General features: G+C 70.1%; 21 protein-coding genes and 1 pseudogene. 9 read left to right on the forward strand and 13 right to left on the reverse strand.

The window, feature by feature from the left end:
• Positions 1 to 84: 84 nt before the first annotated feature.
• A complete protein-coding gene (locus ACIBCU_RS33120) occupies positions 85 to 723 on the forward strand; it encodes a LysE family translocator (RefSeq protein ID WP_362928551.1) in 639 nt (212 codons plus the stop codon).
• A 51-nt stretch (positions 724 to 774) separates the two neighbouring features.
• On the opposite strand, the gene ACIBCU_RS33125 is transcribed toward ACIBCU_RS33120, so the two are convergent.
• The 12 genes from ACIBCU_RS33125 to ACIBCU_RS33180 all read right to left on the reverse strand — a co-directional run bounded on the left by ACIBCU_RS33125 (position 775) and on the right by ACIBCU_RS33180 (position 13,730).
• A complete protein-coding gene (locus tag ACIBCU_RS33125) occupies positions 775 to 1,560 on the reverse strand; it encodes an ABC transporter permease (protein ID WP_399235977.1) in 786 nt (261 codons plus the stop codon).
• On the reverse strand, positions 1,557 to 2,570 hold the full coding sequence (locus tag ACIBCU_RS33130) for an ATP-binding cassette domain-containing protein (RefSeq protein ID WP_399235979.1): 1,014 nt from the start codon (positions 2,568 to 2,570) through the stop codon (positions 1,557 to 1,559). Before ACIBCU_RS33130 ends, ACIBCU_RS33125 begins: the two co-directional genes overlap by 4 nt.
• 64 nt (positions 2,571 to 2,634) lie before the next feature.
• Positions 2,635 to 3,486 (reverse strand): DUF4097 family beta strand repeat-containing protein, encoded by an 852-nt coding sequence (locus ACIBCU_RS33135; protein ID WP_399235982.1) that lies wholly within the window; start codon positions 3,484 to 3,486, stop codon positions 2,635 to 2,637.
• Between the two features lie 81 nt (positions 3,487 to 3,567).
• Positions 3,568 to 4,080, reverse strand: a complete 513-nt coding sequence (locus ACIBCU_RS33140) for a YlcI/YnfO family protein (protein ID WP_362928456.1) — start codon at positions 4,078 to 4,080, stop codon at positions 3,568 to 3,570.
• A gap of 565 nt (positions 4,081 to 4,645) precedes the next feature.
• Complete coding sequence (locus tag ACIBCU_RS33145) at positions 4,646 to 5,815, reverse strand: hypothetical protein (RefSeq protein WP_399235985.1); 1,170 nt, start codon at positions 5,813 to 5,815, stop codon at positions 4,646 to 4,648.
• Between the two features lie 55 nt (positions 5,816 to 5,870).
• Complete coding sequence (locus ACIBCU_RS33150; RefSeq protein WP_399235987.1) at positions 5,871 to 6,905, reverse strand: 2-hydroxyacid dehydrogenase; 1,035 nt, start codon at positions 6,903 to 6,905, stop codon at positions 5,871 to 5,873.
• Positions 6,902 to 7,525 (reverse strand): histidine phosphatase family protein, encoded by a 624-nt coding sequence (locus ACIBCU_RS33155; RefSeq protein WP_399235989.1) that lies wholly within the window; start codon positions 7,523 to 7,525, stop codon positions 6,902 to 6,904. The genes ACIBCU_RS33150 and ACIBCU_RS33155 overlap by 4 nt, the downstream gene beginning before the upstream one ends.
• On the reverse strand, positions 7,522 to 9,018 hold the full coding sequence (locus ACIBCU_RS33160; RefSeq protein ID WP_399235991.1) for an FGGY-family carbohydrate kinase: 1,497 nt from the start codon (positions 9,016 to 9,018) through the stop codon (positions 7,522 to 7,524). Before ACIBCU_RS33160 ends, ACIBCU_RS33155 begins: the two co-directional genes overlap by 4 nt.
• A complete protein-coding gene (locus tag ACIBCU_RS33165; protein WP_362928465.1) occupies positions 9,015 to 10,526 on the reverse strand; it encodes an FGGY-family carbohydrate kinase in 1,512 nt (503 codons plus the stop codon). Before ACIBCU_RS33165 ends, ACIBCU_RS33160 begins: the two co-directional genes overlap by 4 nt.
• 4 nt (positions 10,527 to 10,530) lie before the next feature.
• Positions 10,531 to 11,781: a sugar ABC transporter permease gene (locus ACIBCU_RS33170; protein ID WP_399235994.1), complete on the reverse strand. Its 1,251-nt coding sequence runs from the start codon at positions 11,779 to 11,781 to the stop codon at positions 10,531 to 10,533.
• Positions 11,778 to 12,626: an ATP-binding cassette domain-containing protein gene (locus tag ACIBCU_RS33175; RefSeq protein ID WP_399235996.1), complete on the reverse strand. Its 849-nt coding sequence runs from the start codon at positions 12,624 to 12,626 to the stop codon at positions 11,778 to 11,780. Before ACIBCU_RS33175 ends, ACIBCU_RS33170 begins: the two co-directional genes overlap by 4 nt.
• 33 nt (positions 12,627 to 12,659) lie before the next feature.
• Positions 12,660 to 13,730 (reverse strand): sugar ABC transporter substrate-binding protein, encoded by a 1,071-nt coding sequence (locus ACIBCU_RS33180; RefSeq protein WP_399235998.1) that lies wholly within the window; start codon positions 13,728 to 13,730, stop codon positions 12,660 to 12,662.
• 270 nt (positions 13,731 to 14,000) lie between these two features.
• Between ACIBCU_RS33180 and ACIBCU_RS33185 the strand changes: the two genes are divergently transcribed.
• From ACIBCU_RS33185 to ACIBCU_RS33205, 5 genes are all read left to right on the forward strand, one after another.
• Positions 14,001 to 14,819 (forward strand): DeoR/GlpR family DNA-binding transcription regulator, encoded by an 819-nt coding sequence (locus ACIBCU_RS33185; protein WP_399236142.1) that lies wholly within the window; start codon positions 14,001 to 14,003, stop codon positions 14,817 to 14,819.
• Positions 14,820 to 15,451: 632 nt separating this feature from the next.
• Positions 15,452 to 15,619, forward strand: coding sequence for a hypothetical protein (locus ACIBCU_RS33190; RefSeq protein WP_399236000.1), 168 nt, complete (start codon positions 15,452 to 15,454; stop codon positions 15,617 to 15,619).
• Positions 15,620 to 15,888: 269 nt separating this feature from the next.
• Positions 15,889 to 17,358 (forward strand): C4-dicarboxylate transporter DctA, encoded by a 1,470-nt coding sequence (gene dctA / locus ACIBCU_RS33195; protein ID WP_399236002.1) that lies wholly within the window; start codon positions 15,889 to 15,891, stop codon positions 17,356 to 17,358.
• 37 nt (positions 17,359 to 17,395) lie between these two features.
• Positions 17,396 to 18,301, forward strand: coding sequence for a LysR family transcriptional regulator (locus tag ACIBCU_RS33200; protein WP_362928477.1), 906 nt, complete (start codon positions 17,396 to 17,398; stop codon positions 18,299 to 18,301).
• Positions 18,302 to 18,457: 156 nt separating this feature from the next.
• The gene (locus tag ACIBCU_RS33205) at positions 18,458 to 19,540 is read left to right on the forward strand and encodes a tartrate dehydrogenase (RefSeq protein WP_399236004.1); all 1,083 of its coding nucleotides are present in this window, start codon (positions 18,458 to 18,460) and stop codon (positions 19,538 to 19,540) included.
• 95 nt (positions 19,541 to 19,635) lie between these two features.
• Here ACIBCU_RS33205 and ACIBCU_RS33210 read toward each other — a convergent pair.
• Positions 19,636 to 19,818, reverse strand: a pseudogene (locus tag ACIBCU_RS33210) (RNA polymerase subunit sigma-24); the annotation flags it as partial.
• A 119-nt stretch (positions 19,819 to 19,937) separates the two neighbouring features.
• On the opposite strand from ACIBCU_RS33210, the gene ACIBCU_RS33215 reads away from it, so the two are divergent.
• From ACIBCU_RS33215 to ACIBCU_RS33225, 3 genes are read left to right on the forward strand one after another with little or no spacing between them, the layout of a single operon-like run.
• Complete coding sequence (locus tag ACIBCU_RS33215) at positions 19,938 to 20,309, forward strand: hypothetical protein (RefSeq protein ID WP_399236006.1); 372 nt, start codon at positions 19,938 to 19,940, stop codon at positions 20,307 to 20,309.
• A gap of 11 nt (positions 20,310 to 20,320) precedes the next feature.
• Positions 20,321 to 21,904, forward strand: coding sequence for a peptidoglycan-binding protein (locus ACIBCU_RS33220; protein ID WP_399236008.1), 1,584 nt, complete (start codon positions 20,321 to 20,323; stop codon positions 21,902 to 21,904).
• Positions 21,876 to 22,406, forward strand: a complete 531-nt coding sequence (locus ACIBCU_RS33225; RefSeq protein WP_362928485.1) for a protease inhibitor I42 family protein — start codon at positions 21,876 to 21,878, stop codon at positions 22,404 to 22,406. Before ACIBCU_RS33220 ends, ACIBCU_RS33225 begins: the two co-directional genes overlap by 29 nt.
• Positions 22,407 to 22,413: the final 7 nt, after the last annotated feature.

Raw genomic sequence — 22,413 nt, forward strand, 5'->3', positions numbered from 1 at the left:
CTCTCGGCCTGGGGCCGTCCGGACCGTGCGGCGGGCCGGGAAACCGGTGGAGGAGCGAACCCTCCCCGTGCTTGCATGACCGTCATGGTGTCCACCGACCGCTTGCTCGCCTTCGCGGCCATGTCGTTCCTGCTGATCATCGTCCCCGGCCCCAGCGTGCTGTTCGTGATCGGGCGGGCGCTGGCCCAGGGACGCCGCGCCGCGCTGACCACGGTCGTGGGGAACACGCTGGGCGCCTACGTGCTCATCGTGGCCGTGGCGTCGGGGATCGGGGCCGTCGTCGAGCGCTCCGCCCTCGTCTTCACGGTGCTCAAGCTGGCAGGCGCCGCCTACCTGGTGTATCTCGGCGTCAAGGCCTGGCGGGAGCGCGGTTCGCTGCGGGCCGCGTTCGCCGGCGGCGCGGCGGCTCAGGGTGGCTCGCGCACGTTCTGGGAGGGGTTCGCCGTCGGTGTGTCGAACCCCAAGACCATCGTGTTCTTCGCGGCCGTCCTCCCGCAGTTCGTCGACCGTGACCAGGGGCACGTCGCGGCTCAGATGCTCGTGCTCGGCCTGGTCTTCAATGTCATCGCCGTGGTCTCGGACTGCGCGTGGGGGCTGGTCGCGGCCACTGCGCGGGACTGGTTCGCCCGCTCGCCTCAGCGGCTCTCCCTGGTCGGCGGCGTCGGCGGGCTCGCGATGATCGGCCTCGGCGTCACCGTGGCCACCACCGGGCGCAAGGACTGACTCCCGCTGCGATGACATCGCTCGCGGGAGGCGGTCCGAATCGCAGGCCGGTTACTTCGCGTCGCGGTCGAACCGTGCCTTGGACCAGCGGTAGCCGAGGACCGTGAGCGCCAGGCACCATCCGACCGCGAGCCATCCGTTGTGGCCGATCTCGGTCCCGAGGAGGAGGCCTCGCAGGGTCTCGATGGCGGGGGTGAAGGGCTGGTACTCGGCGATCGGCTGGAACCAGCCCGGCATGGCGTCGACCGGTACGAAGGTGCTGGAGATGAGCGGCAGGAAGATGAGCGGCATGGCGTTGTTGCCGGCCGCCTCGGCGTTCGGGCTGACCAGCCCCATGCCGACCGCGATCCAGGTGAGCGCCAGCGCGAACAGCGCGAGCAGCCCGAACGCCGCCAGCCACTCCATGGCCGTGGCATCCGTGGAGCGGAATCCGATGGCCACTCCGACGGCCCCGACGAGGACCACGCTCATCACACACTGCAGCACGCTGCCGGCGACGTGCCCGATGAGCACCGACTGCCGGTGGATGGCCATGGTGCGGAAGCGGGCGATGATGCCCTCGGTCATGTCCGTGGAGACGGACACGGCGGTGCCGATCGTGGTGGAGCCGATGGTCATCAAGAGGATGCCGGGGACGATGTAGGCGATGTAGTCGGAGCGGTCTCCGCCGCTGATGCCCGCGCTCATGGCGTCTCCGAAGATGTAGACGAAGAGCAGCAGGAGCATGACCGGGGTGAGCAGCAGGTTCAGGGTGAGCGACGGGTAGCGCCGGGCGTGCAGCAGGTTGCGGCGCAGCATGGTGGACGAGTCGCGCACGGTGAGGGAGAGGGAGCTCATCGGACGTTCTCCTTGGGCTGGCTGGGGACGTTGGACGGGCCGGTCAGGGGGCCGGTCAGCGCGAAGAAGACGTCGTCGAGGTCGGGGGTGTGCACGGTCAGTTCGTCCGCCTCGATGCCGGCCGAGTCCAGCCAGTCGAGGATGGAGCGCAGCTCGCGCTGGCTGCCGTCACTCGGGATCCGCAGGGACAGCGCGTCGTCGTCCCTGGTGACCTCGCCCAGGCTGGAGGCGGCGGAGCGGTATGCGGCCGGGTCGGTGAAGCGGAGCCGGATGTGTCCGCCGGGGATCATCCGCTTGAGTTCGTCGGCGGTGCCCTCGGCGGCGAGTTTGCCGTCGTGGAGTACGGCGATGCGGTCGGCGAGTTCGTCCGCCTCCTCCAGGTACTGGGTGGTGAGGAAGACGGTGACGCCGTCGGCGACGAGTTCGCGGATGATGCCCCACATGGTGTGGCGGCTGCGGGGGTCGAGGCCGGTGGTCGGCTCGTCGAGGAAGATGATCCTCGGGCCGCCGACCAGGGTCATGGCGATGTCCAAGCGCCTTTTCATGCCGCCCGAGTAGCTCTGGGCGGGCTTCTTCGCGGCATCGACCAGGTCGAAGCGCTCCAGCAGTTCGGCGGTGGTGCGCCGCCCCTCGCTGCGGGAGAGGTGGTGCAGGTCGGCCATGAGGAGCATGTTCTCCTCGCCGGTGATCAGGCCGTCGACTGCGGAGAACTGACCCGTGACGCCGATCGCGGCCCGCACCGCCTGCGGGTCCGCAGTGAGGTCGTGACCCGCGACCTGCGCCTGCCCGCCGTCTGCCGTGATGAGCGTGGAGAGGATCTTCACGGCGGTGGTCTTGCCGGCGCCGTTCGGGCCGAGCAGGGCGAAGACGGACCCCGCCGGGATGTGCAGATCGATGCCGTCGAGGACGGTCTTGTCCCCGTAGGACTTGCGCAGACCGACGGCGGAGATGGCGGCGGGTGACTGCGCGCCGGGCTCTCGATTGGACGTGGGCATGACAGGTGAAGGCATGGAGCCCTCCCGTTCGAAGGGTGAAGTGGCTGGGGCGTGGTGGGCGAGCCGGCGGGGCCGGTGTTCAGGCCGTTCCGGCCTTGGCGCGGCGGATGTCGATGTTTCCGTGCCGGGTGCGGGCGCGGATCTTGACGGTGTCCTCGGTCTCCTCCGGGGCGTCGGACGCGGTGAGCGCGTTACGAACCTGGCCCGAGCCCGAGTTGACGTCGAGCCAGGCGGCCGTGCCCGCGCGGACGCCGATGTCGATGGCGCCGTAGTTCGTCTCCAGCTGGGCTGTGCCGCGCGCCACTTCGCCCACGCGGAGGGTGCCGTGGGCGGTGGTGGCGGTCACCGAGTCCTCGGCGCGCCGGATCTCGATGTCGCCGTTGGCGCCACTCACCCGGACTTCGCCGGTCACGGCGTCGACGGTCGTGGTGCCGTGCGAGTTCTTCAGGACGGCGGGGCCGTCGACGATGCCGACGCGCAGGCTGCCCGAGCTGGTGGTGATCTCGGCCAGGCCCTCGACCCGGTCCACGCTGATCGAGCCGTGGGAGGCCTTGAGCCACAGTGGGCCGGTCGTGTCGAGGCGGACGTCCCCGGACGAGGTCTTCACCCGGACCTCGCCGAGCCGGCCCTCACCGAGCACCTGGGCCCAGGCGCCGGTCATGTCGATGCGTGAGCCCGTGGGCAGTTCGACGGTCACGTCCACGGTGCCGGTGCGGCCGAGCAGGTTGGTCTTGGGCGTCCTGACCGTCAGTGTGCCGCCGGCGTACGTGATCTCGGTCTGGTCCGCCGTCCGCACGTCCACGTCCTTCTTCGGGTCACGGGGCAGGATCGCGACCACCGTGTCGAGGCGGTCGCCCGCGGTGAACTGGATGGAACCGGCCTCCACGTGTGCGGTGACCGAGATCGGTTCGGGAGTGTCGAAAGAAGGCATGGCTGTCCCGTCCTCTTGGGTCTTCAAGGCGTCCCCGATGGTGGGACGTGGTGTGGGTGAAGCGGTGCGGCCAGGGTGCGCTCAGCGCACCCAGCCCGTGAAGCTCTGTCCGACGGTCCGGGTCTTCTCCGTCGTGCGCGGCTGGGCGCCGCCGTCGGCCGCGGCCGACACGGCGCGGACCACCCACGCGTTGACCGACAGGCCCTCGCGGGCCGCTGCCTCCTCTGCGCGGGTCTTGAGGTGGGCCGGCAGGCGCAGGTTGACGCGGGCGGTGCCGCCCTCGTCGCTGTCGGCCGGGGTTCCGGCGGATTCGAAAGGTGCTGCCGGCTCCGTGGAAGCGCCGCTGTCGCCGGGCGGCGGTGTCACCACGAAGTCGGGGTCGAGCCCGCGCAGCCGTACGTCGACCGAGCCGGGGGCGAGTTCCCGGGTGATCTCGTCCATCGCGGCGGAGAGCACATTGAGCATGGTCAGCCGGATCGCCGACTCCAGGGGAGCGGTGAGCCTCTCTGCCAGCTCACGGGCTTCGTCGCCGCCGGCTTCGGCGGCCACCGCCAGGTCGCGGCGGATGGTGTCGACGTACGGGGTGAGGTCCATGACGCCATCATGGCACCATCATGGCGCCAAGCGCAAGGGTGAGGAGGTGTCGCGGGACCGCCGCGACGCTGAATCCGTGCTGACCTGCGAAAATGCTGTGGTGCCTGTGGGGGTTAATGTGGCGCCATACGTGTGCATGCCTGATGGATGGCGCAGAGTGGCACCAGATGGCGCCGAGTGGCGCCAGGTGGTGCCGGAGGGTGTCAGGCCGAGCCGGGCACACACGACGCGATGGACGGGACCGGAAGGCTTCGCCAATGACGCGTCAAGGGCCGGGCGTGGGGAGTCAAGGGTCCGCCAACGGACACCTCCGACCCGCTGGGGGCGGGCATGGCGTCATCGGTGTGCTCCGGCCGCCGGCGGTCCGGGGACGTGCCCGTCTCCATGAGGAGTGCCATGAACGACAGCCGAGGCGTCGAGGACCCCGACCCCCCTTCAGCCGTCCCGGACCGGGGCGTTGTTCGTCCCGGTCCGGCAGGGGCCCGCGGGCTGCTGCGCCCGCCTCTTCCGTACGCCCCTCGGTGCCCGTACCGCAGTCGCGTTCAAGGAAGGCCGTGCGGACCCCTCAGCCGAGGGGCTCGAAGGGACCCGGGGGTTCGCCCGTCCAGCGGTGCAGGCGGATCTCGCCCTCCTGCCCGACGACGCCGTCCTTCTCCACGGCCCGGCCCTCCGCGACGTAATAGCGGCCATCGCCCAGCGCGTCGAACCCGTAGCTGCCGTGGAACTCCCAGCCGCGGATGCCGGTCGCCTCGTCGCGCAGGCCGGCCTCGCGGAGGGTGAGGAGCTTGCCGGTCTCCGGCGCGGGCTGGCCCTCGATCTCTCCGCGTACCGGCGCGGCGGAGCCGTCGACCGTGAAGAACGAGTAGTTCGGGAAGCCCTCCTTCCTGCCCTTGTAGACCGCCATGATCCAGTTCCTGGTGTACGGGTCGTACTGGAGGTTCTGCACGCCGTAGGTGGTGTTGCCGGTGCGGACGAAGAACTTGCCGTCATGGTGCCGGGGGCCGCTGTGGTGCGGGGCGGCCTGGGAGAGCGGTCGTGCGTACCTGCCCCAGGCGCTGATGTCGTACTGCAGGATCACCTGGTGGTCGTTGTCGGTCCGGCCGGTGTGGGAGTAGACGCCGTACGCGACCTTCAGCGTCTGCCGTCCGCCCCGCTTGCCGAACTCGGGGCCGAACGACACTCCGTCGATGCCGCTGCACCCGTAGCGGTGGTCGGGGGTGTCGGCGGTGTCGCCGTCGAAGACGCCGTTGCCGTCCATGTCGGCGGTGAAGTCCTCGGCCACCTCGTCGAGATGGACCGCGGTCATGACGCCGTCCCGCTCCGCGTTCATCCCGACCCGGTCGATCTTCTGAGCGTCGAACACGGCGATGTAGAACGATTCCGCCGCCTTGTACTCGAGCGATCCGTAGACCCTGCCGTCCCGGTCGCCGACGTCGATGTCACCGAGGTGGCCGGTGAGGCCCTCCACGGTCCCGAGGACCGTGCCGGCGAGGTCGGTCTTGACCAGCTGCTGGGTGAACGACCAGTAGACGAAGCCGCGCCCGCGGTCCACGGTCACACCCTGCAGATGGCTGGTCGGCCACGCGCCCCCGTAGACGTAGGACGGCAGCTCGGCCGGCCGGCCGCCGCGGTCGCTCCCGGCGGCGACGCCGGGGGAGGGGGCGGCGAGGAGGAGGGCCGGGACACTGATCCCGGCGACGAGTACGGTTCGGAACATCCGGAGCTTGCGGCGCACGCGGTTTCCTTTCCACGGGAACGTGAGACTTGCTCCAACTCCCTTCGTACGTCCGTCATGACCAGGTCCGCAGCACCTCCGGGTTCGCGCAGTGGGCCGGGGCGCGGCCGGCCAGGAAGCGGGCGACCTCACCGGCCACGAGGGCGGACGCGTTGTGGGCGGTCTGCTTGCTTGCGCCCGCCAGATGCGGGGTCATGACGACGTTGGGGGTGCGCCGGAGCCGGGAGCCGGGCGGCAGCGGCTCCTCCGGGTAGACGTCGAAGGCCGCGCCGAAGAGGCGGCCCTCGTCCAGGGCGTCGCAGACGGCGTCGTAGTCGAGCAGGGAGCCACGGGCGCAGTTCACGAGTACGCCGCCGGGCGGCATGAGCCCGATCAGCTCACGGGAGAGCAGCCCCTCGGTCTTCGGGGTGGCCCGGGCGTGCACGGTGACGAAGGACGAGCGGCGCATCAGCTCGGGGAGGTCCACCCGCTCCGCCGGCCCCAGGACGGCGTCGTCGGCGTACGGATCGGCGACCAGGACACGCGCGCCGAAACCCTGGACGATCCGGGCCACCCGGGAGCCGATGGCGCCGTATCCCACGATGCCGACCGTGCTGCCCTCCAGCTCGGGGCCGACCCTGTCGTAGCGGTAGTAGTCGCCCCGCCAGATGCCCGCCGTGAGGTCCTGATGAGTGGCGGGTACGCGGCGGGTGGCAGCCAGCATCAGGGCGACCGTGTGCTCGGCGGTGGCGGTGGCGTTGCGGCCGGGGGCGAAGGTGACCGCGACACCGTGCCGGGTGGCCGCCGCGAGATTGGCGTTGACCGGGCCGCCCCGGCCGACGCAGAAGAGACGGAGCCCGGGGCTCGCATCGAGGACCCGCTCCGTCAGCGGTGCCATCTGGGTGACGCAGATGTCCACCCCGCCCAGGGCCTCGATGAGCTGGTCCTCCGTGCCGGAGGCCTCGTGGACCTCGGCCACCGCTCCGAAGGGCTCGACGGGCCAGGGCAGGGTGAGTTCACGGAAGGTGGCCGCGGGTGCGACCGGCCGGAGGTGGTCGGTGAAGAGGGAGTTACGGACGAAGTGGTCGCCGGCCGCGAGGATCGTGGTCACTCGGGTACTCCTGGGGTCACGTGCTGGTTCAGCGCCAGCAGCGAGGGTGTGCCGTCTCGGAGGATCAGTTCGTTCAACGCGCAGTTGGCCAGGTAGGGGAAGACACGGCGGTAGTCACGGAGCGGAATGCCGAGCAGTCGGCAGAGGGCGAGCCGGATGGCGGTCGAGTGGGCCACGACGAGGACACGCCCCTCCTGATGACCGGCCCGCAGACCGGCGAGGAAGCCGGCATAGCGCTCGCTGACGGCGGCGGGATCCTCGCCCTCCGGGAAGTGGCTCCCGACCGGGTCGGCCTCGAAGGCCTTCAACGCGCCGGGCAGGCGCTCGCGCATCTCGGCGCGGGTCATCCCCTCGGCGATGCCGAAATCGAGTTCGCGCAGCCGTGGTTCGAGATTCAGCGGCAGACCGGCGCGGGCCGCGCTCCCCTCCGCGGTCTGCCGGCAGCGTCGCATCGGTGAGGACCACACCGCCGTGAGATCCGCCCGGCCTGCCCAGGAAGCGAGCCCCGCGGCCTGGGCGCGGCCGTGCTCCGAGAGATCGATGTCGGTGACCCCGGCGTAGCGGTTCTCGGCGTGCCAGACGCTCTCCCCGTGCCGCACGAGGAAGACATGGAGACTCATGATGCGGTCCCTTCTTGTGCGTGGGCCGCGACGGTCGCGGGCAGCCAGCCACGCTGGACCAGCAGATCGAGCAGCCGGGCGTAGCCCTCGTCGTGCGCGGATCGGTCCGAGGCCCGTGGCTCCAGCACCCGGTCGGGCCGCACCATCGCGGCGGCGGCACGGTCCAGACCGCCCGGGTCACCGCAGACGGAGGCGGCGAGAACAGCCATGCCGAGGGCGGGCTGGGCATGGCGGGGCAGGGACACGGGCCGGCGCAGCACATCGGCGCGGAGCTGGTTCCACACGGGGTTACGGGTCGCGCCCCCGGTGAGGACGACGGCCCCGTCGGTGGGTGCACCGAGCAGGTCCACGTAGTCGAAGCAGAGGCGTTCGAGGTACGCGACGCCCTGCATCAGCGCGGCGAAGTCCTCGGCGCGGCCCGCCGGTTCCCGGCTGCGGAACGCCACGGCCTCCGGGGCGACGAAGGGGAATCGCTCACCCGGCGAGACCAGCGGGTAGCGCAGCAGCCCGGTGGGCAGCAGAGGCGCCGCCTCGTCGGTCAGCAGGTCCAGCCCGACGCCGGGGAACTCCCGGGCGACCAGGCCCGCACCGGTGCTGGAAGCCCCGCCGGGCAGCCAGTGGCCGGAGGGCGAACGGTGGGAGTAGACGACACCGTTCGGGTCGTGCAGCAGTTCCTCGGTGACACCCTTGAGCACGAGCGTGGTGCCCAGGACCGAGTTCCAGCTCCCCACCGCGGTCGCCCCGGAGCCCAGTTGGGCCGCACAGCCGTCCGTCATCCCGGCGACCACGGGAATTCCCGGGACGAGCCCGCACTCCGCCGCGGCACCGGCGCAGACCTCGCCGATCAAGGTGCCGGGCAGCACCAGCCCGGGCAGGACGCCGGTGGGGATCGCCAGCGCGGCGAAGACCTTCTCCGGCCATGACACCGTCGCGGCGTCGGCCCCGGACTTGAGGGCGTTGCTGGTGTCGGTGGGCACCTCGTGCCCGACGAGCCTGCGGTTGATGACGTCGTTCTGGTGCGCGAGGCGCCAGCCGTCCGCCACCGCGTGCGGATACCGGTCGAGCAGCCAGCGGAGCTTGGGAAGCCCCCAGGAACGCTGCATCCGACGGTAGCCGGCCTTGGCCCACTGCTCTTCGCCGAGTGCGTTGACCTGCTCCGCCTCCACGGTCGCGCGGCCGTCGTCGTACATGAGGCCGGGGGCGACGCACCTGCCGTGCCGGTCGGTCAGCGTGACTGTTCCGGAGGTCGCGTCGACGGCCAGGGCGCGGATGCGGCGCGGGTCGGTGCCCGCGGCGCAGGTCTGCCCCACGGCCGAGCAGACCGCACGCCACCACTGTTCCGGGTCCTGTTCATGGCGTTCGCCCCGCCGGTTACTGGTCAGCGGCGACGACCCCGACCCGAGCAGCCGGCCGTCCGAGGCCACGGCGACCGCGCGGACCCCCTGGGTGCCCAGATCGATGCCCAGCCAGACGTCCTGGTCGGCGCCGCTCACGCGCCCGCTCCGCCGACGAGACCCGCGCCGTCGCGCCCGAGCGCCCAGATCGGCCGGTGCAGCTCCCGCAGCCGGACGAACTCCTCGTAACGGGCACCCACGGCCAAGCCCTTGCCCGGGTCCGGCTCGCAGGTCGCGGAGATCCGTACGTGCCGTGCCGCCGCGGTCGTGAAGTCGGGCTCGCGGCCGGTCGCGACCATGCCGGTCAGCCAGGCGCCCCGGGCCCCGGTCTCCGCGTCGGCGGGGATCGCCACCGGGAGGCCGACGACATCCGCGATCAGCCGCGTCCAGTACGCGCTCCGTGCGCCGCCCCCACTGAGGGTCAACAGCTCCGGGGTGGCCACGGAAGCGGCCAGACAGTCGCGGATGGCCATGGTGGCGCCCTCCACCACCGCGCGGGCCACGTCCTCCCGGCCGCTGTCCAGGGACAGGCCGGACAGGGAACCGCGCGCTCCCGGGTCGAAGAACGGGGCGCGTTCCCCGGCCGAGGAGACGTAGGGCAGGAACCGCACTCCGGCCGTGTCCTCGGCGCCGCGCTCGGCCAGGGCCATCAGGTCCGCGACCGAATCGAGCCCGAGGAGCCGTGCGCCCCAGTGCAGCATGTCGCCGCCGCTCATGGTGGGGAAGGCGCGCAGGTAGTGCCCGGGGACGCCCAGGGTGACGGTGATGCCCACCGGCTCGTCGGTGAGCGCACAGCCGGCCGAGTCGGTGACGATCTCGGTGGACAGCGTGGTGCCGAGCACGGTGCAGGCGCGGCCGGTGCTGACGGCGCCGGAGCCGATGGCGGTGGCGCAGATGTCGTAGGGGGCGAGCACCACCGGGATGCCCTCGGGCAGTCCCGTCGCGGCGGTGGCGGCGGTGCTGAGCGCGGTCACACGGTGGTCGTCGTCGCGCAGTTCGGGCAGCAGGTCACGGGCCCACTCCACGCCGTACAGCTCGAACAGCCGATCGGACCACGTACGTCGCCCGATGTCCAGGAAGGGCGCCGACGCCTCGGACTCGTCCACGGCCGCTTCCCCGGTGAGCTTCAGGAAGAGCCAGCCGCCGCAGGTCAGCAGGTGGCGGGAGCGGCGCGTCCGGTCCGGGTCGTGCTCCCGCATCCAGGCCATCACGGCGTTGGGCATGCCGGTGGACAGCCTGGAGCCGCAGATCCTGAAGGCCTGCTCCAGGGTGCCGTCGCGCTCCCACCCGGTGACCAGGTCGGCGGCCCGGCCGTCGTTCCACAGCACGGCGGGCCCGGTGGGCCGGCCCCGGCCGTCGACGAGCCATGCTCCGTCGCCCTGCCCGGTGACGGCGACCAGATCAGGCGCTTCGGGCAGCGCGGCCACGACCTCGCGGACGGCGGAGACGACCGCCTCCCAGACCTGGCCCATGTCCTGCTCCGCCAGACCCGGCCGGGGCCGCAGCACCCGCGTCGGCCGGTGGCTGACCGTCAGTTCTGTTCCGTCCGAGCCGTATCCGACCACCTTGACCGTGGTGGTGCCCGCGTCGATGGCCAGCGACGTCATGCCCTCAGCCCCTTCCGTGTGCCTGCCGCGAGCGGCGGGCGGCGGAGTCCAGGGCGACGGCGACCAGCAGCACGCAGCCCGTGATGATGAAGCGGTACGAGGAATCGAGATTGAGCAGGGTGAGCCCGCTGGAGATCGACTGGATGACGAGCACGCCGAGGAGCGCGGCGAAGGCGGAACCACGGCCGCCGAAGAGGCTGGTCCCGCCGATCACCGCCGCGGCGATGGCGTTCAGGTTCACGTCCGCGGTGCCGGTGCTCTGGTTGGCCGCCGCGAGACGGGCGGCGGCCAGGACCCCGCCGGTCGCGGCGAGGGTGGAACACATGACGAACGCCGCGGTGTACACGCCGCGTACGTCGATACCCGCCCTGCGGGCGGCCTCCGCGTTGCCGCCCACCGCGTACAGGGACCGGCCGAACCCGGTCCGGGTGAGGACGTAGTGCAGGATCAGGACCAGGGCGACGAAGAGCACGAACATCCACGGGACACCACGGGTGCGGTTCAGGTAGTACGCCGCGAACAGCAGCGCCGCCGCCAGGGCCAGGGACTGCACCGCCAGCCACCGCGGAGATACGGACGACAGCCCGGCACGGCGGCGGCTGCGGGAGCGGGCCAGGCCGACGGCGAGGAAACCGCCGGCGGTCAGGAGCATGAGCACGTAGGCCAGCGCGTCGGGGACGAACCACACCTGGGCGAACTTCACCAGGGCGGAGTCGTACGGCAGATTGATGGCGTTCTGGCCGCGCAGGAGCCAGAGCTGGGTGCCGAGGAAGGCGAGCAGGCCGCCGAGGGTGACGACGAAGCTGGGCACTCCGAAGCGGTTGAGCACCTGCCCGTAGACCCAGCCGATCAGCGCGCCGACGCCGGCCGCGATGAGGACCGCCAGCCACACCGACTGTTCGTGACGGACCATCACCACGCCCGTGACGGCTGCGGCGACCCCGCTCACCGAGCCGACCGACAGGTCGATCTGGCCGACCAGCAGGACGCACACGATTCCGAGCGCGATCACACCCAGGGACACCATGTCGAAGGACAGGTTCACCAGGTTGGTGCTGGACAGGAAGGTCTGGTTGAGCGACTGGAAGATCGTCCAGATCACCACGACACCGGCGACGACCGGCAGCATGCCCAGGTCGCCGGCGCGTGCCTGGCGGACCGTGCCCCGGACGCTGTCCCGGAAACCGTGCCGCGCCGCCGGAGGCTCGTCCTGCAGGCCGGTGGCCGCCGCCACCGGAGAGCCGAGAGAGGTCACGACTGTCCCTCCTCTTCCCGAGAAGTGACCGCGCGGCGCGCGGCACGCTGCGAAACGGCATTGTCGGAGGCGCCGGTGATCGCGGCGACGACCTCCTCGGAGGTCACCTCGCGGGCGTCGAACACACCGTTGTTGCGCCCGAGCCGGAGCACGGCCACCCGGTCGGCGACCGCCCGGACGTCCTCCATGTTGTGGCTGATCATGACGACGCCGAGCCCCTTGCCCCTCAGCCGCTCGATGAGGTTGAGCACCTCCGCGGTCTGCGCCACACCGAGGGCGGCCGTCGGTTCGTCCAGCAGGACGACCTCCGGCCGGCCGAGCAGGGCCCGGGCGATCGCCACCGTCTGCCTCTGACCGCCGGAGAGAGCGGCCACCGGGACGTCGAGCGTGGGGATCCTGGCCCTCAGCTCACGCAGCAGTTCCCAGGACCGCTTCTCCATGGCGACGTCGTCCAGCATCCAGGGCCGCAGCTCCTGGCCCAGGAAGAGGTTCGCCTTGACGTCGAGGTTCTCGCACAGCGCCAGGTCCTGGTAGACCGTCGCGATGCCCAACGCGTGCGCGGCGCCCGGGGAGTCGAACGAGACCTCCCTTCCGTGGAAGGAGACCGCCCCCGCGTCGGGCGCGTACACACCCGAGAGGATCTTCACGAGCGTGGACTTGCCGGCGCCGTTGTCCCCGACCACGGCGACCACCTCACCGGCCTCGACGTCGAGATCGATGCCGCTGAGCGCGGCGACCGCGCCGAACTGCTTGCTCACACCCCGCAGCGACAGCACGACCGTCCCGTCGGTTCCCGGGCCCGTCCCAGGCGAACCGGAGGTCGCCGGGATCGCGGAGCTCGTCATGTGTCCCCTCTCTCGCTCCGGCACAGGACGCCGCTACTCGATGCCCAGACGCCGGCAGTCGTCGGCGTACACGCGGGTGCAGACATCCGCGGGCTCGAGCACCCCGCCGGGACCGAAGATGACCTCCTTGACGTTCTCCCGCGTCACCACCGTCGGTTCGAAAAGCTGCGAAGGCGTGTCGAAGAGCGTCGAGTCCCCCTTGGGCGTCTCACCCTCCATCAGCTGATGGGCGGCCTCCGCCGCCGCCTCCGCGACCGTCTTGATGGGCTTGGAGATGGTGTTGTACTGGTCGCCCGATACGACGCGCTGGACCGCCGCCAGCTCGGCGTCGTTGCCGGTGACCGGAGGGACCTTCACCTCGGCGCCCTTGAAGGCCGCGATCACTCCGCCCCCGGTGCCGTCGTTGGCGGCCACCACGCCGGCGATCCGGCCGGGGTACTGGGCGATCTGCCCGCTCGCCCACTGCTGCGCCTTCTCCGGTGACCAGTCCGGCGTGTCGTACTCGGCGAGCAGTTCGAACCCGCTGTCGTCGATCGCCTTGTGGATGCCCTTCTTGATCAGCCCGGCGGCGGCGTCGGTCGGAGAACCGTTGACCTGGAGCAGTCCGCCCTTCGCTCCCGTCTTCTCGAGGCGGCCGACCAGCGACCGGCCGATGGATTCACCGATCGCCTCGTTGTCGAACGAGACATAGAAATCCGCGGCCTTCCTGGTCACCGGGCGGTCGTAGGCGATCACCTTGACGCCCTGGGAATGCGCCATCTGCACGATGGTGGACGCGGAATCGGAGTCGACCGGGTCCAGCACGATGACCTTGGCGCCCTGCGCCATCGCCGAGTTGGCCTGCTGCTGCTGCAACGACGCGTCACTGTCGGCGTTCTGGTAGATGACCTTGCATTCCTGGCAGAGCGCCCCCATGCGCTTCTTGAAAAGGGGGGCGTCGTACTGCTCGTACCTGGTGGAGGCGAGGTCGGGCATCAGGAACGCCACCTTGCCCGTGCCACTGCTGCCACCGGAGCCGGCCGTGCCGCCGGGCTCCTCCGCGCACGATACGAGCGCGCCCATGGCGAGGATGCCGGTGAGAGCGAGACGTGCCGGTCTTCTCATGTTCCACTCCCTGCTCATCGACACTGAAGGCAACGCTCAGGAAACTCAGATGTTTCATTTGTGTCAACGGACCGCAGTAATTGAACAATTGCTGTGCTGTTTCCCCGGCATTCGATGTTCGCTCGGCGTTCGGGATCAAGGCATGCGGGATGCGGACTCCGGCCGACGGCCCTCGTTCCGCAACGGGGGGCCGTCGGCGGCAGGGGATGTGCACTTCACAGAAAACGAACAGGAGCGCCTGTGGGAGCAGAGGACCGGCAACCGGCCGACATGAGCGGCAGGAAACCCCGCGAGCGGAGGGAGCGGATCAAAGTCCGCGTCGTGGACAGGGGCTTCGTCCGGATCGAGCAGCTGGCGGACGAGCTGGGCGTGACCGCCATGACCATCCGCCGGGACCTCGACTACCTTCAGGACCGGGGCTGGCTGAGAAAGGTCCGCGGGGGTGCGACGGCGCAGCCCTCGACCGCCTTCCACGGCGACGTGCGCCACCGTGCCCGCGCCATGACGGGGGCCAAGGAGGCCATCGCCCGCGCCGCCCTGCCTCTGGTCAAGCCCGGGCAGGCGGTCGTCATCGACGACAGTACGACGGCTCTGGCACTCACCCGTCTCCTGGGCCGGCACGCCCCGTTGACCGTCATCACCAACTTCGGTCCCGTCACCCAGACGCTGGCCGGCAGCCCGGGCATCGAGCTCATCTCCCTGGGCGGCACCTACTACCCTGCCTACGACGCCTTCCTCGGCCTGCGCACGGTGGACGCCGTGAACAGTCTCAGCGCCGACACGCTCTTCGCCTCCACGACCGCCATCACCCGTGGCCACTGCTACCACCAGTCGCAGGAGACGGTGGCGGTGAAGCGAGCCCTGATGGATGCGTGCGCCCGCAAGGTCCTTCTGGTCGACCACACGAAGTTCCGCCGGCGCGGGCTCTACCAACTGGCCCCCGTGACCGCCTTCGACCTCGTCATCGTCGACTCGGGCATCCCGGCCTTCGACCTCGACGCCCTCCAGGCGGACGGCGTCGAGGTACTCGTGGCCCGCCCGGAACAACCGCGGGCGCAGGCGACGCCCGGCACGGGACCGAGGCGGTAGCGGCGGGTGTGAGCGGCCGAACGCCAGAACTCCTCATATGAGCCGCTCAGTCGACCCATCGGACAAAATAGGGTGACGTATTCGCGGAAAGCGCCGATCTCGCCGGAGGTGGTTCATGGCGGAGTCGAGGTCGTGGTGGGATATTCGATGCCTATGCCCGTTCCGCGCATGCCCCGATCGCACGCGGTGATCAAGTGGACGGGCGAACGGTCGCCGGTTTCACATTCGACCCCGTGCTTCGAGCCACCGAACTCCTGCTGCGGCCGGCCGAGCCGATACGGGGAGGTGGACCTGGAACACGCCCAGCTCGGCGTCATCGGCGACGATCCGGAGCGCTGGCCCGCACAGCTCGGCCTGGACGGCCTCAGGTACGAGGCTCCTAAGCCGGAGCTCCCCGCCGCGGCACGGCTCCGCCGGCTGGCGCGGGACCCGTCCGGATACCGGCCCCAACCGTACGAACAGCTCGCCGAGTTATACCTCCGAGCGGGCGACCAGGCCGAAGCACGCCGAGTGCTGTACGCGAGGAGCGCTTGGCAGCGCCGGGGCCGGCCCCCGGCTCCACCGCACCTGCCGCGTACTCGGTCTCACCCCCGTCCCCACTGAAGCCGGCCGAGCCCCCACACTTCAACCCGGTGGCCTGTACGACCGACCTGCTGCTGCCGCTGGTCGACCTCGGGCAGGAGCGCGACTTCAACCCGGAGGGAGGCGCCCAGCGGTTGTCGTACCTGCTGGTCGCGGCGGGCTGGGTACTTGCCACTACTGTCGCCGCAGGAATCGCCCGTGCGCTGTCCCGCCCCTGACACCGGAGTGCTCTCCGGTCTGCGGGCGCCCCGCCCATCAGAGGGCTGAAGTATAGGTACTGCCTATACGGGGGATCGGTTTTTGGTCGTGGACCCCGTGGCCCGTTACCGGCTTCACTGTGGCCCGTAGGTGGTGCGACGGCGGGTGGGACCCGGGGTCGTACGGGTCGTCGGAGCCGGCACCGCGCGCACAGCATCTTCCCAAGGATGAGTGCTCGCCTTGTGCGAGAGCGCCGCCGACCCATGCCCGTGCCTGGATGGAGGTTGCAATGACGCATGCCCCGAACGAAGCCGCAGGCGGCGCAGTGATGAAGAGCAGGCCGTGGTACCGGTTGCTGTATGTACAGGTGTTGGTGGCCATAGTGGTCGGGATCCTGCTCGGCTGGCGCCGGCCGGATCTGGCCACCTCGATGGAGCCGATCGGCACCACCTTCATCACGGCGATGAAGATGCTGATCGGGCCCATCGTCTTCCTGACCATCATCGGTGGCATCGCGGGTGTCGCCGATCTCAGGAAGGTCGGCCGGACCGGCATCAAGGCCCTCACCTACTTCCAGGTGGGCACCATCGTCGCTCTGGTCACCGGGTTGGTGGCGATCAATGTCTTCCGGCTGGGCGACGGAGTGCACGCGGACCCTTCCGAACTGGATGTCTCCGGTGACGCCGGCCAGTACATCGAGGCGGGGGAGCACCAGCACTGGTGGGAGTTCCTCACCGGGCTGGTCCCGAACAGCTTCTTCGGTGCGTTCGTCGAGGGAGACATCCTGCAGGTGATCTTCCTCGCGGTGATCTTCGGCATCGCGCTGAAGTCTGTCGGCAAGGCAGGTGAGCCGCTCATAGCGGGAGTCAACCGGCTGACCGAAGTGGTGTTCAAGGTGCTCTCGTTCGTGATGAAGGCGGCCCCTCTGGGCGCCTTCGGCGCGATGGCCTACGCCATCGGGAAGTTCGGGCTCTCGACGCTGACCAGTCTCGGCTCGCTGATCCTGCTTTTCTACGTCACTTCCATCCTCTTCGTCGTGGTCGTGCTGGGCGGGGTGCTGGCCGCATATGTGCGGCTGAACATCTTCCAGCTGTTCCGGTACTTCAAGGAGGAGTTCTTCCTCGTCCTGGGCACCTCCACCGCCGAGCCCGCACTCCCCGGGCTGATGCGGAAGCTGAACTTCATGGGTGCCGAGAAGTCGACGGTCGGCCTGGTGGTGCCCACCGGCTACAGCTTCAATCTCGACGGGGCCGCGATCTATCTGTCCCTGGCCACGCTGTACATCGCGCAGGCCACCGACACCACGTTGTCCATCGGCCAGCAGCTCGGTCTGCTCGCGGTGATGCTGTTGACGTCCAAGGGGGCGGCCGGAGTCGCCGGCGGCGGCTTCATCGCGCTCACCGCGACCCTCTCCACCGTCGGGCATGTGCCTGCGGCCGGCATCATGCTCATCTTCGGCATCGACAAGTTCATGTCCGAATGCCGGGCCCTGGTCAACTTCTACGGAAACGCAGTAGCCACCCTGGTCGTCGCCCGCTGGGAGAACGGCCTCGACCTGACCCGGGCCCGCAAGGTGCTGTCAGGCGAGATCCGAGAGGACGCCTACGTGCCGGACGGCGAGGCGGAGAGTCCTGCGACGGACCTGGCAGTGCGGGACGGGCGAGCCGCACAGGCACGCGACGGAGCGGCCGCGGTGCCGACGGCGCGGGAGAACAGCCTGGACACCGAGGGCGAGAGCGTGGCCTCCACCAGGAGTTAAGGTCCCTCTGGTACCCGCAGACCGCGGGCTTGGAGGCATGGTGGACGCTCGGCAACTCGAATACTTCCTCGCCATCGTGGAGCACGGCGGCTTCAGCAAGGCGGCCGTCGCGCTCCACGTGGCCCAGCCCTCCCTGTCCCAGGCGATGGCGAACCTGGAAGCGGATCTGGGCGTCCCGCTGTTCCACCGCATGGGCCGCGGGGTGACGCTCAGTGAGGCCGGTGCGGAACTCCTCGAACCCAGCCGCCGCGTGCTGCGTGACATGGCCGCCGTACGGGACAGGGCCGCGGCGCTGTCGGGGTTGCACGGCGGGACCGTCGACGTGGCGGCCATGCCCTCGCCCGGAATCGAGCCGCTGACGACCCTGATCCACCGCTTCGCAGCCTCGCATCCGTCCGTCACCGTCAGCAGCCACGCGGCCTTCACACCCGAGGAAGTCGTCGATCTCGTGCGTAGCGGCGCCTGCGAACTGGGGCTCCTCGGTGCCGCCAAGTCCGTGGCCGTGTCAGGACTCGACATACTGCCGGTCGAGGAGCAGCCGTTCGTCGTGGTGGCCGGCCCGGAAGCGGCGGTGAGGGACGGCGCGACCCTGCGCCCCGAAGAACTCGGCGGGCACAAACTCATCGCTTCACGGAGCGGCAGCCTGATGCGCGCGATCGTGGACGACATCACCGCGCACACCACCGGCACCGAGATCGTCGCGGTCGTAGACCACCGCGCCTCCATCCTTCCCCTCGTCCTCACGGGGGTCGGCATAGCCGTCCTGCCCGCGTCCTGGACCCGCCTCGCCCGCCGATGCGGTGCCGCCGTGGCGTCGATCGAGCCCACGGCGCATCTTCACGTCGCCATGCTCAGCTTGCCCGCTCATCTGACCCCCGGCGCCCGGGCTTTCCTCGAACTCACCCGAACCTATGCCCGTCAGAAGGCCCTTCGGACGCCGTAGCGCCGCAGGGCTGTCGCCTCACCGATCGGCTGAGCCTATCGGTCGTATCGGAAGCTCGTCTTGGACGTCCCCGGCCGCACTGGGTTGACTCGAACACGACGAACCACCACCGGCTCCTGGCTCCGTACGAGCGGGATCCCATCACCGGAGGCCCTTGTGACCGCAACCCGCACCTTCCGAATCGCCGCCATCCCCGCCGACGGTGTCGGCGCCGAAGTCGTCTCCGCGGGCCGCACCGTGCTGGACGCCCTGGCCGCCGACTCCGAGGGGGCCTTCGCCTTCGACTGGCAGGAGTTCCCCTGGGGCTGCGACTACTACGCACGGACCGGGAAGATGATCGACGACGACGGCCTCGACCGCCTCAAGGACTTCGACGCCATTTACTTCGGTGCCGTCGGCTGGCCCACCGTCCCCGACCACATCAGTCTCTGGGGACTGCGGCTGAAGATCTGCCAGAGCTTCGACCAGTGGGCCAACATCCGGCCCGTCCACTTCCTGCCCGGAGTCACCAGCCCGCTGCGCAAGGCCGACGACACCGAGCTCGACTGGGTCGTCGTCCGTGAGAACAGCGAAGGCGAATACGCCGGTCTGGGCGGTCGCAACCTCGCCGGCCGTGGCCCGGGCGGTGAAGTGGCCGTCCAGTCGGCCCTGTTCACCGAAGTCGGATGCGAGCGCATCATGCGCTTCGCCTTCGACCTCGCCCGCACCCGCGACCGGCGCAAGGTCTCCTCCGTCACCAAGAGCAATGCTCAGCAGTACGGCATGGTTCTGTGGGACGACGTGTTCAAGCGCGTCGCCGCCGACTACCCGGACGTGGAAACGGAGAGCGTCCTGGTCGACGCGATGTCGGCGAAGTTCGTGCTGCAGCCGGAGGACCTCTCCGTCGTCGTCGCCTCCAACCTCAACGCCGACATCCTCTCCGACCTCGGCAGCGCGCTGGCAGGCAGCCTCGGCCTGGCCGCCAGCGCCAACCTCAACCCCGAGCGCCGCTTTCCCAGCATGTTCGAGCCGGTGCACGGGTCGGCGCCCGACATCGCCGGTCAGGGCCTGGCCAACCCGATCGGGGCCGTCGGCAGCGCCGCCCTGATGCTGGAGCACTTCGGCCTTCCCGACCAGGCGGCCCGCCTCAACAAGGCCATCGAGGCGACCACCGGGGCGGGCATCCTCACACGCGACATCGGCGGCACCGCCTCCACCGAGGACGTGACCAAGGCCCTCATCGACGCGCTGGACGTCTGAGGCCCCCTGGGCCGGACGTCGGTATGTCGGCCCGGTGACCCACTGAACCCCCGGTCTGCCTCACGTCGCGCCGGCAGACCGGGTCCGGCCTCGGATCAATCGGTGGGCCGGTGCGCCGGGTTCGCTTCGCGGAGAGCCGCCCAGGCGTCCGCCACAGGACCGACGTGCCCGAGCTTGTCGGGGTTGTTCACCGTGTGGATGGTCCGGATCTGCCCGTCGAGCACGTCGAGTGTCCAGGCGCTGAGTACCTGGCCGTCCCGGTTGCGGAAGATCGCGCCCGTACCGTGGGGTGGGTGATGTCGAGGAAGTGTGTGCGGCGGATGGTATGTGACCTTCTTATATGAAGTGGGTGTTAGCCTGCCTGCGGTCATGATCGAATGCATACGGGGGAGGCGCGGTGGGCTTCGACGGCTACCAGGCCAAGGCAGGTATGACCGGCCAGGCCCTGCAACTCGACGACGCCGGTACGGATATGGACGGCGTCAGCTCGGCCGTCAGGACCCGCACCAGTTACTCGTACGACGATGCCGGCGGCGATGACGCCGCGTCTGCGCTCAACGCGTTCGTCAAGGCATGGGAGGCGGAGGCCAAGACACTGGCATCGGCGTTGCACGAGCTCGGTGGCAAGGTGCAGTTGGCCAAGAAGGCCTACGGCGGTACCGACGGTCTGGTGAGAACAAGCGTGTCCGGTGTCTCCGTCGATGACGCGAGCAGCCCCACCGTCGCACCGACGCAGGGCGGGCGCAGCTCGGCCCTGTCGAGCTACTGAGGAGTGCGCCGGTGTCGTTCTTCCCCTCTCCCTTCGACTCCCCTTCCATCCGCCTCGCGTGGCTCGCCGGGCTGTCCAAGAAACTGCTCGGTGCCGGGAGCAAGAACGAGGTTCTCGACCTGATAGACGACGCCCTCTCGGTGCCCGCACCGGGCGGGGACCAAGGCGTCCTCGAGAGCCTGGCAACCCTCTACCGAGGCCAGGTCGGCAACGTCGGCACCGTCTTCGACCAGGTCGACCGGGTGGGCCGCAAAGGCCTTCCGGAGGTATGGGTCGGCGACACGAGCGTCCTCGCCTCCGACGCGGTGAAAGCCGCCGGGCGGGCCGTGACCCAGATGAGCGAGGCGTTCCATGAAGGCGCCTCGGTGCTGCTGACGCTGGCCGACGCGATCGGCGCCGCGCAGCGCCAGGACGAGCGGGGCCGTGGACAGCTGTTGGAGCAGAAGAACACGCTCGGCGGCAGGGACGGCTTCTTCGACGGCATGCACGAGAACGACGAAGAGGAGTGGGACCGTAAGAACGCCGCCCACTTCAGCTCCTACGCGGTCGATCTGATGCACACCGCCGTCTCCGACGCGCAGGAGGCCACCCGCGTCGCGGCCAGGGACCTGAACAAGCTGGCCGCAGAGGCGCGGGCCGGGAAGATGGACACCAGCGAACTGACTGCCGTCGACAAGCTGATGCTCGCCGACACCGGCGTCGCGGGCGCCGACGCCGAGCTGAACGAGATCCTCACCGCCGGGGAGCTGGAGCGCACGTCGGCGCGTATGGACCTGCTGAGCCTTGACGACGAGATGGCCATGGAGCGGATGCTCGCGAAGTCGCAGACCCCACAGGAGCGGGCCTACCTGATGAAGGCCCTGGCGGCCGGCCACAGCGTCGCCGAGATCGGCACCTTCCAGGACAAGATCCATGGCAAGGACCCCGACTGGATGCGCCGGCACCTCACTCCGGTGGTCACCGCCGCGGACAGCATGAACGACGAGGGGCTGGCGGCGAACGGTTCGAACAACAATACGGACTACGTCACATTCGACGGACAGCGGTGGATCCAGGGCGGCGACGGCTCCGAGGGCACCTGCGTAGCCTCGTCCACCGTCACGTCCCGCGCGATGGTCGACCCCCTGTACGCGCTCGAACTCACCGGTGGTCCCGACGGGCAGGAGGACGACCCCGACGCCTTCAAGCAGCGACTGGTGGCCGAACAGCACCGGCTGCACACCGAAGGCGAAGGCGGCGAGAAATGGACCGGCATGGGGCCCGAGGGGCAGGAGCGGATCAATGACTCCGCCGTCGGCGGTGCCACCGGCAGCGACTACGAGCGCCAGGATCTCGACAGCGCCGCCGACCGCAGGGCGGTCCTCACCGAAGTCGAGAAGTCGGTGGCGCAGGGGCATCCGGTGCCGGTCGACGTCTCGGGCAAGGACGGCGCACACGCGATGACCATCATCGCCCAGGAGGGTGACATGCTCCAGGTGTACAACCCCTGGGGCTCGACCACCTGGGTCAGCGAGGACGACTTCATCAACGGCCACATGAGCAAGGCTTCCGACAGTGATCTCCCTCATGCGTACAGCGTCTATCTTCCGCGGTAGCAGGGGCGGTGCCGCGATCGCGGCGGTCGCGCTCCTCGCTCTCGCCACGGGCTGCGGCTCGGGCACCGACGAACCGGCCGGCGGCTCCACGAGCGCCTCGAACCGCCCCACGAGCTACACGGTGAAGGACACCGACATCACAGCCGAGCCGGGCGAGCGCTTCACGCTCACCGTCGACCAGAACGCCTCCACCCGCGAGTACTGGTACCTGGTCGACCCCGAGCCCGACAGCTCGGTGCTCGTCAGCCATGGCCGGGACCACGCGTCGGACTCCGGCGGCGAGCCGGTGGCCGGTGCCGGCAGCAGGCTCGCCTTCACCTTCGAGGCCAAGGGCAAGGGGACCACCCACTTCACACTGCTGCACTGCACCTTCACCACGTGCCAGGGCAACACCTCCGAGCTGCCCCCCGAGACGACCGGGCCCTCCGCCACCCCGACCACGGGGGCGACCTCCCCCTCCCAGGCTCCCGAGCGCATCACCTACACCGTCACCGTCGACTGAACCGCAG

The sequence above is a fragment of the Streptomyces sp. NPDC051064 genome, assembly GCF_044455985.1.
Taxonomy (GTDB): Bacteria; Actinomycetota; Actinomycetes; order Streptomycetales; family Streptomycetaceae; genus Streptomyces.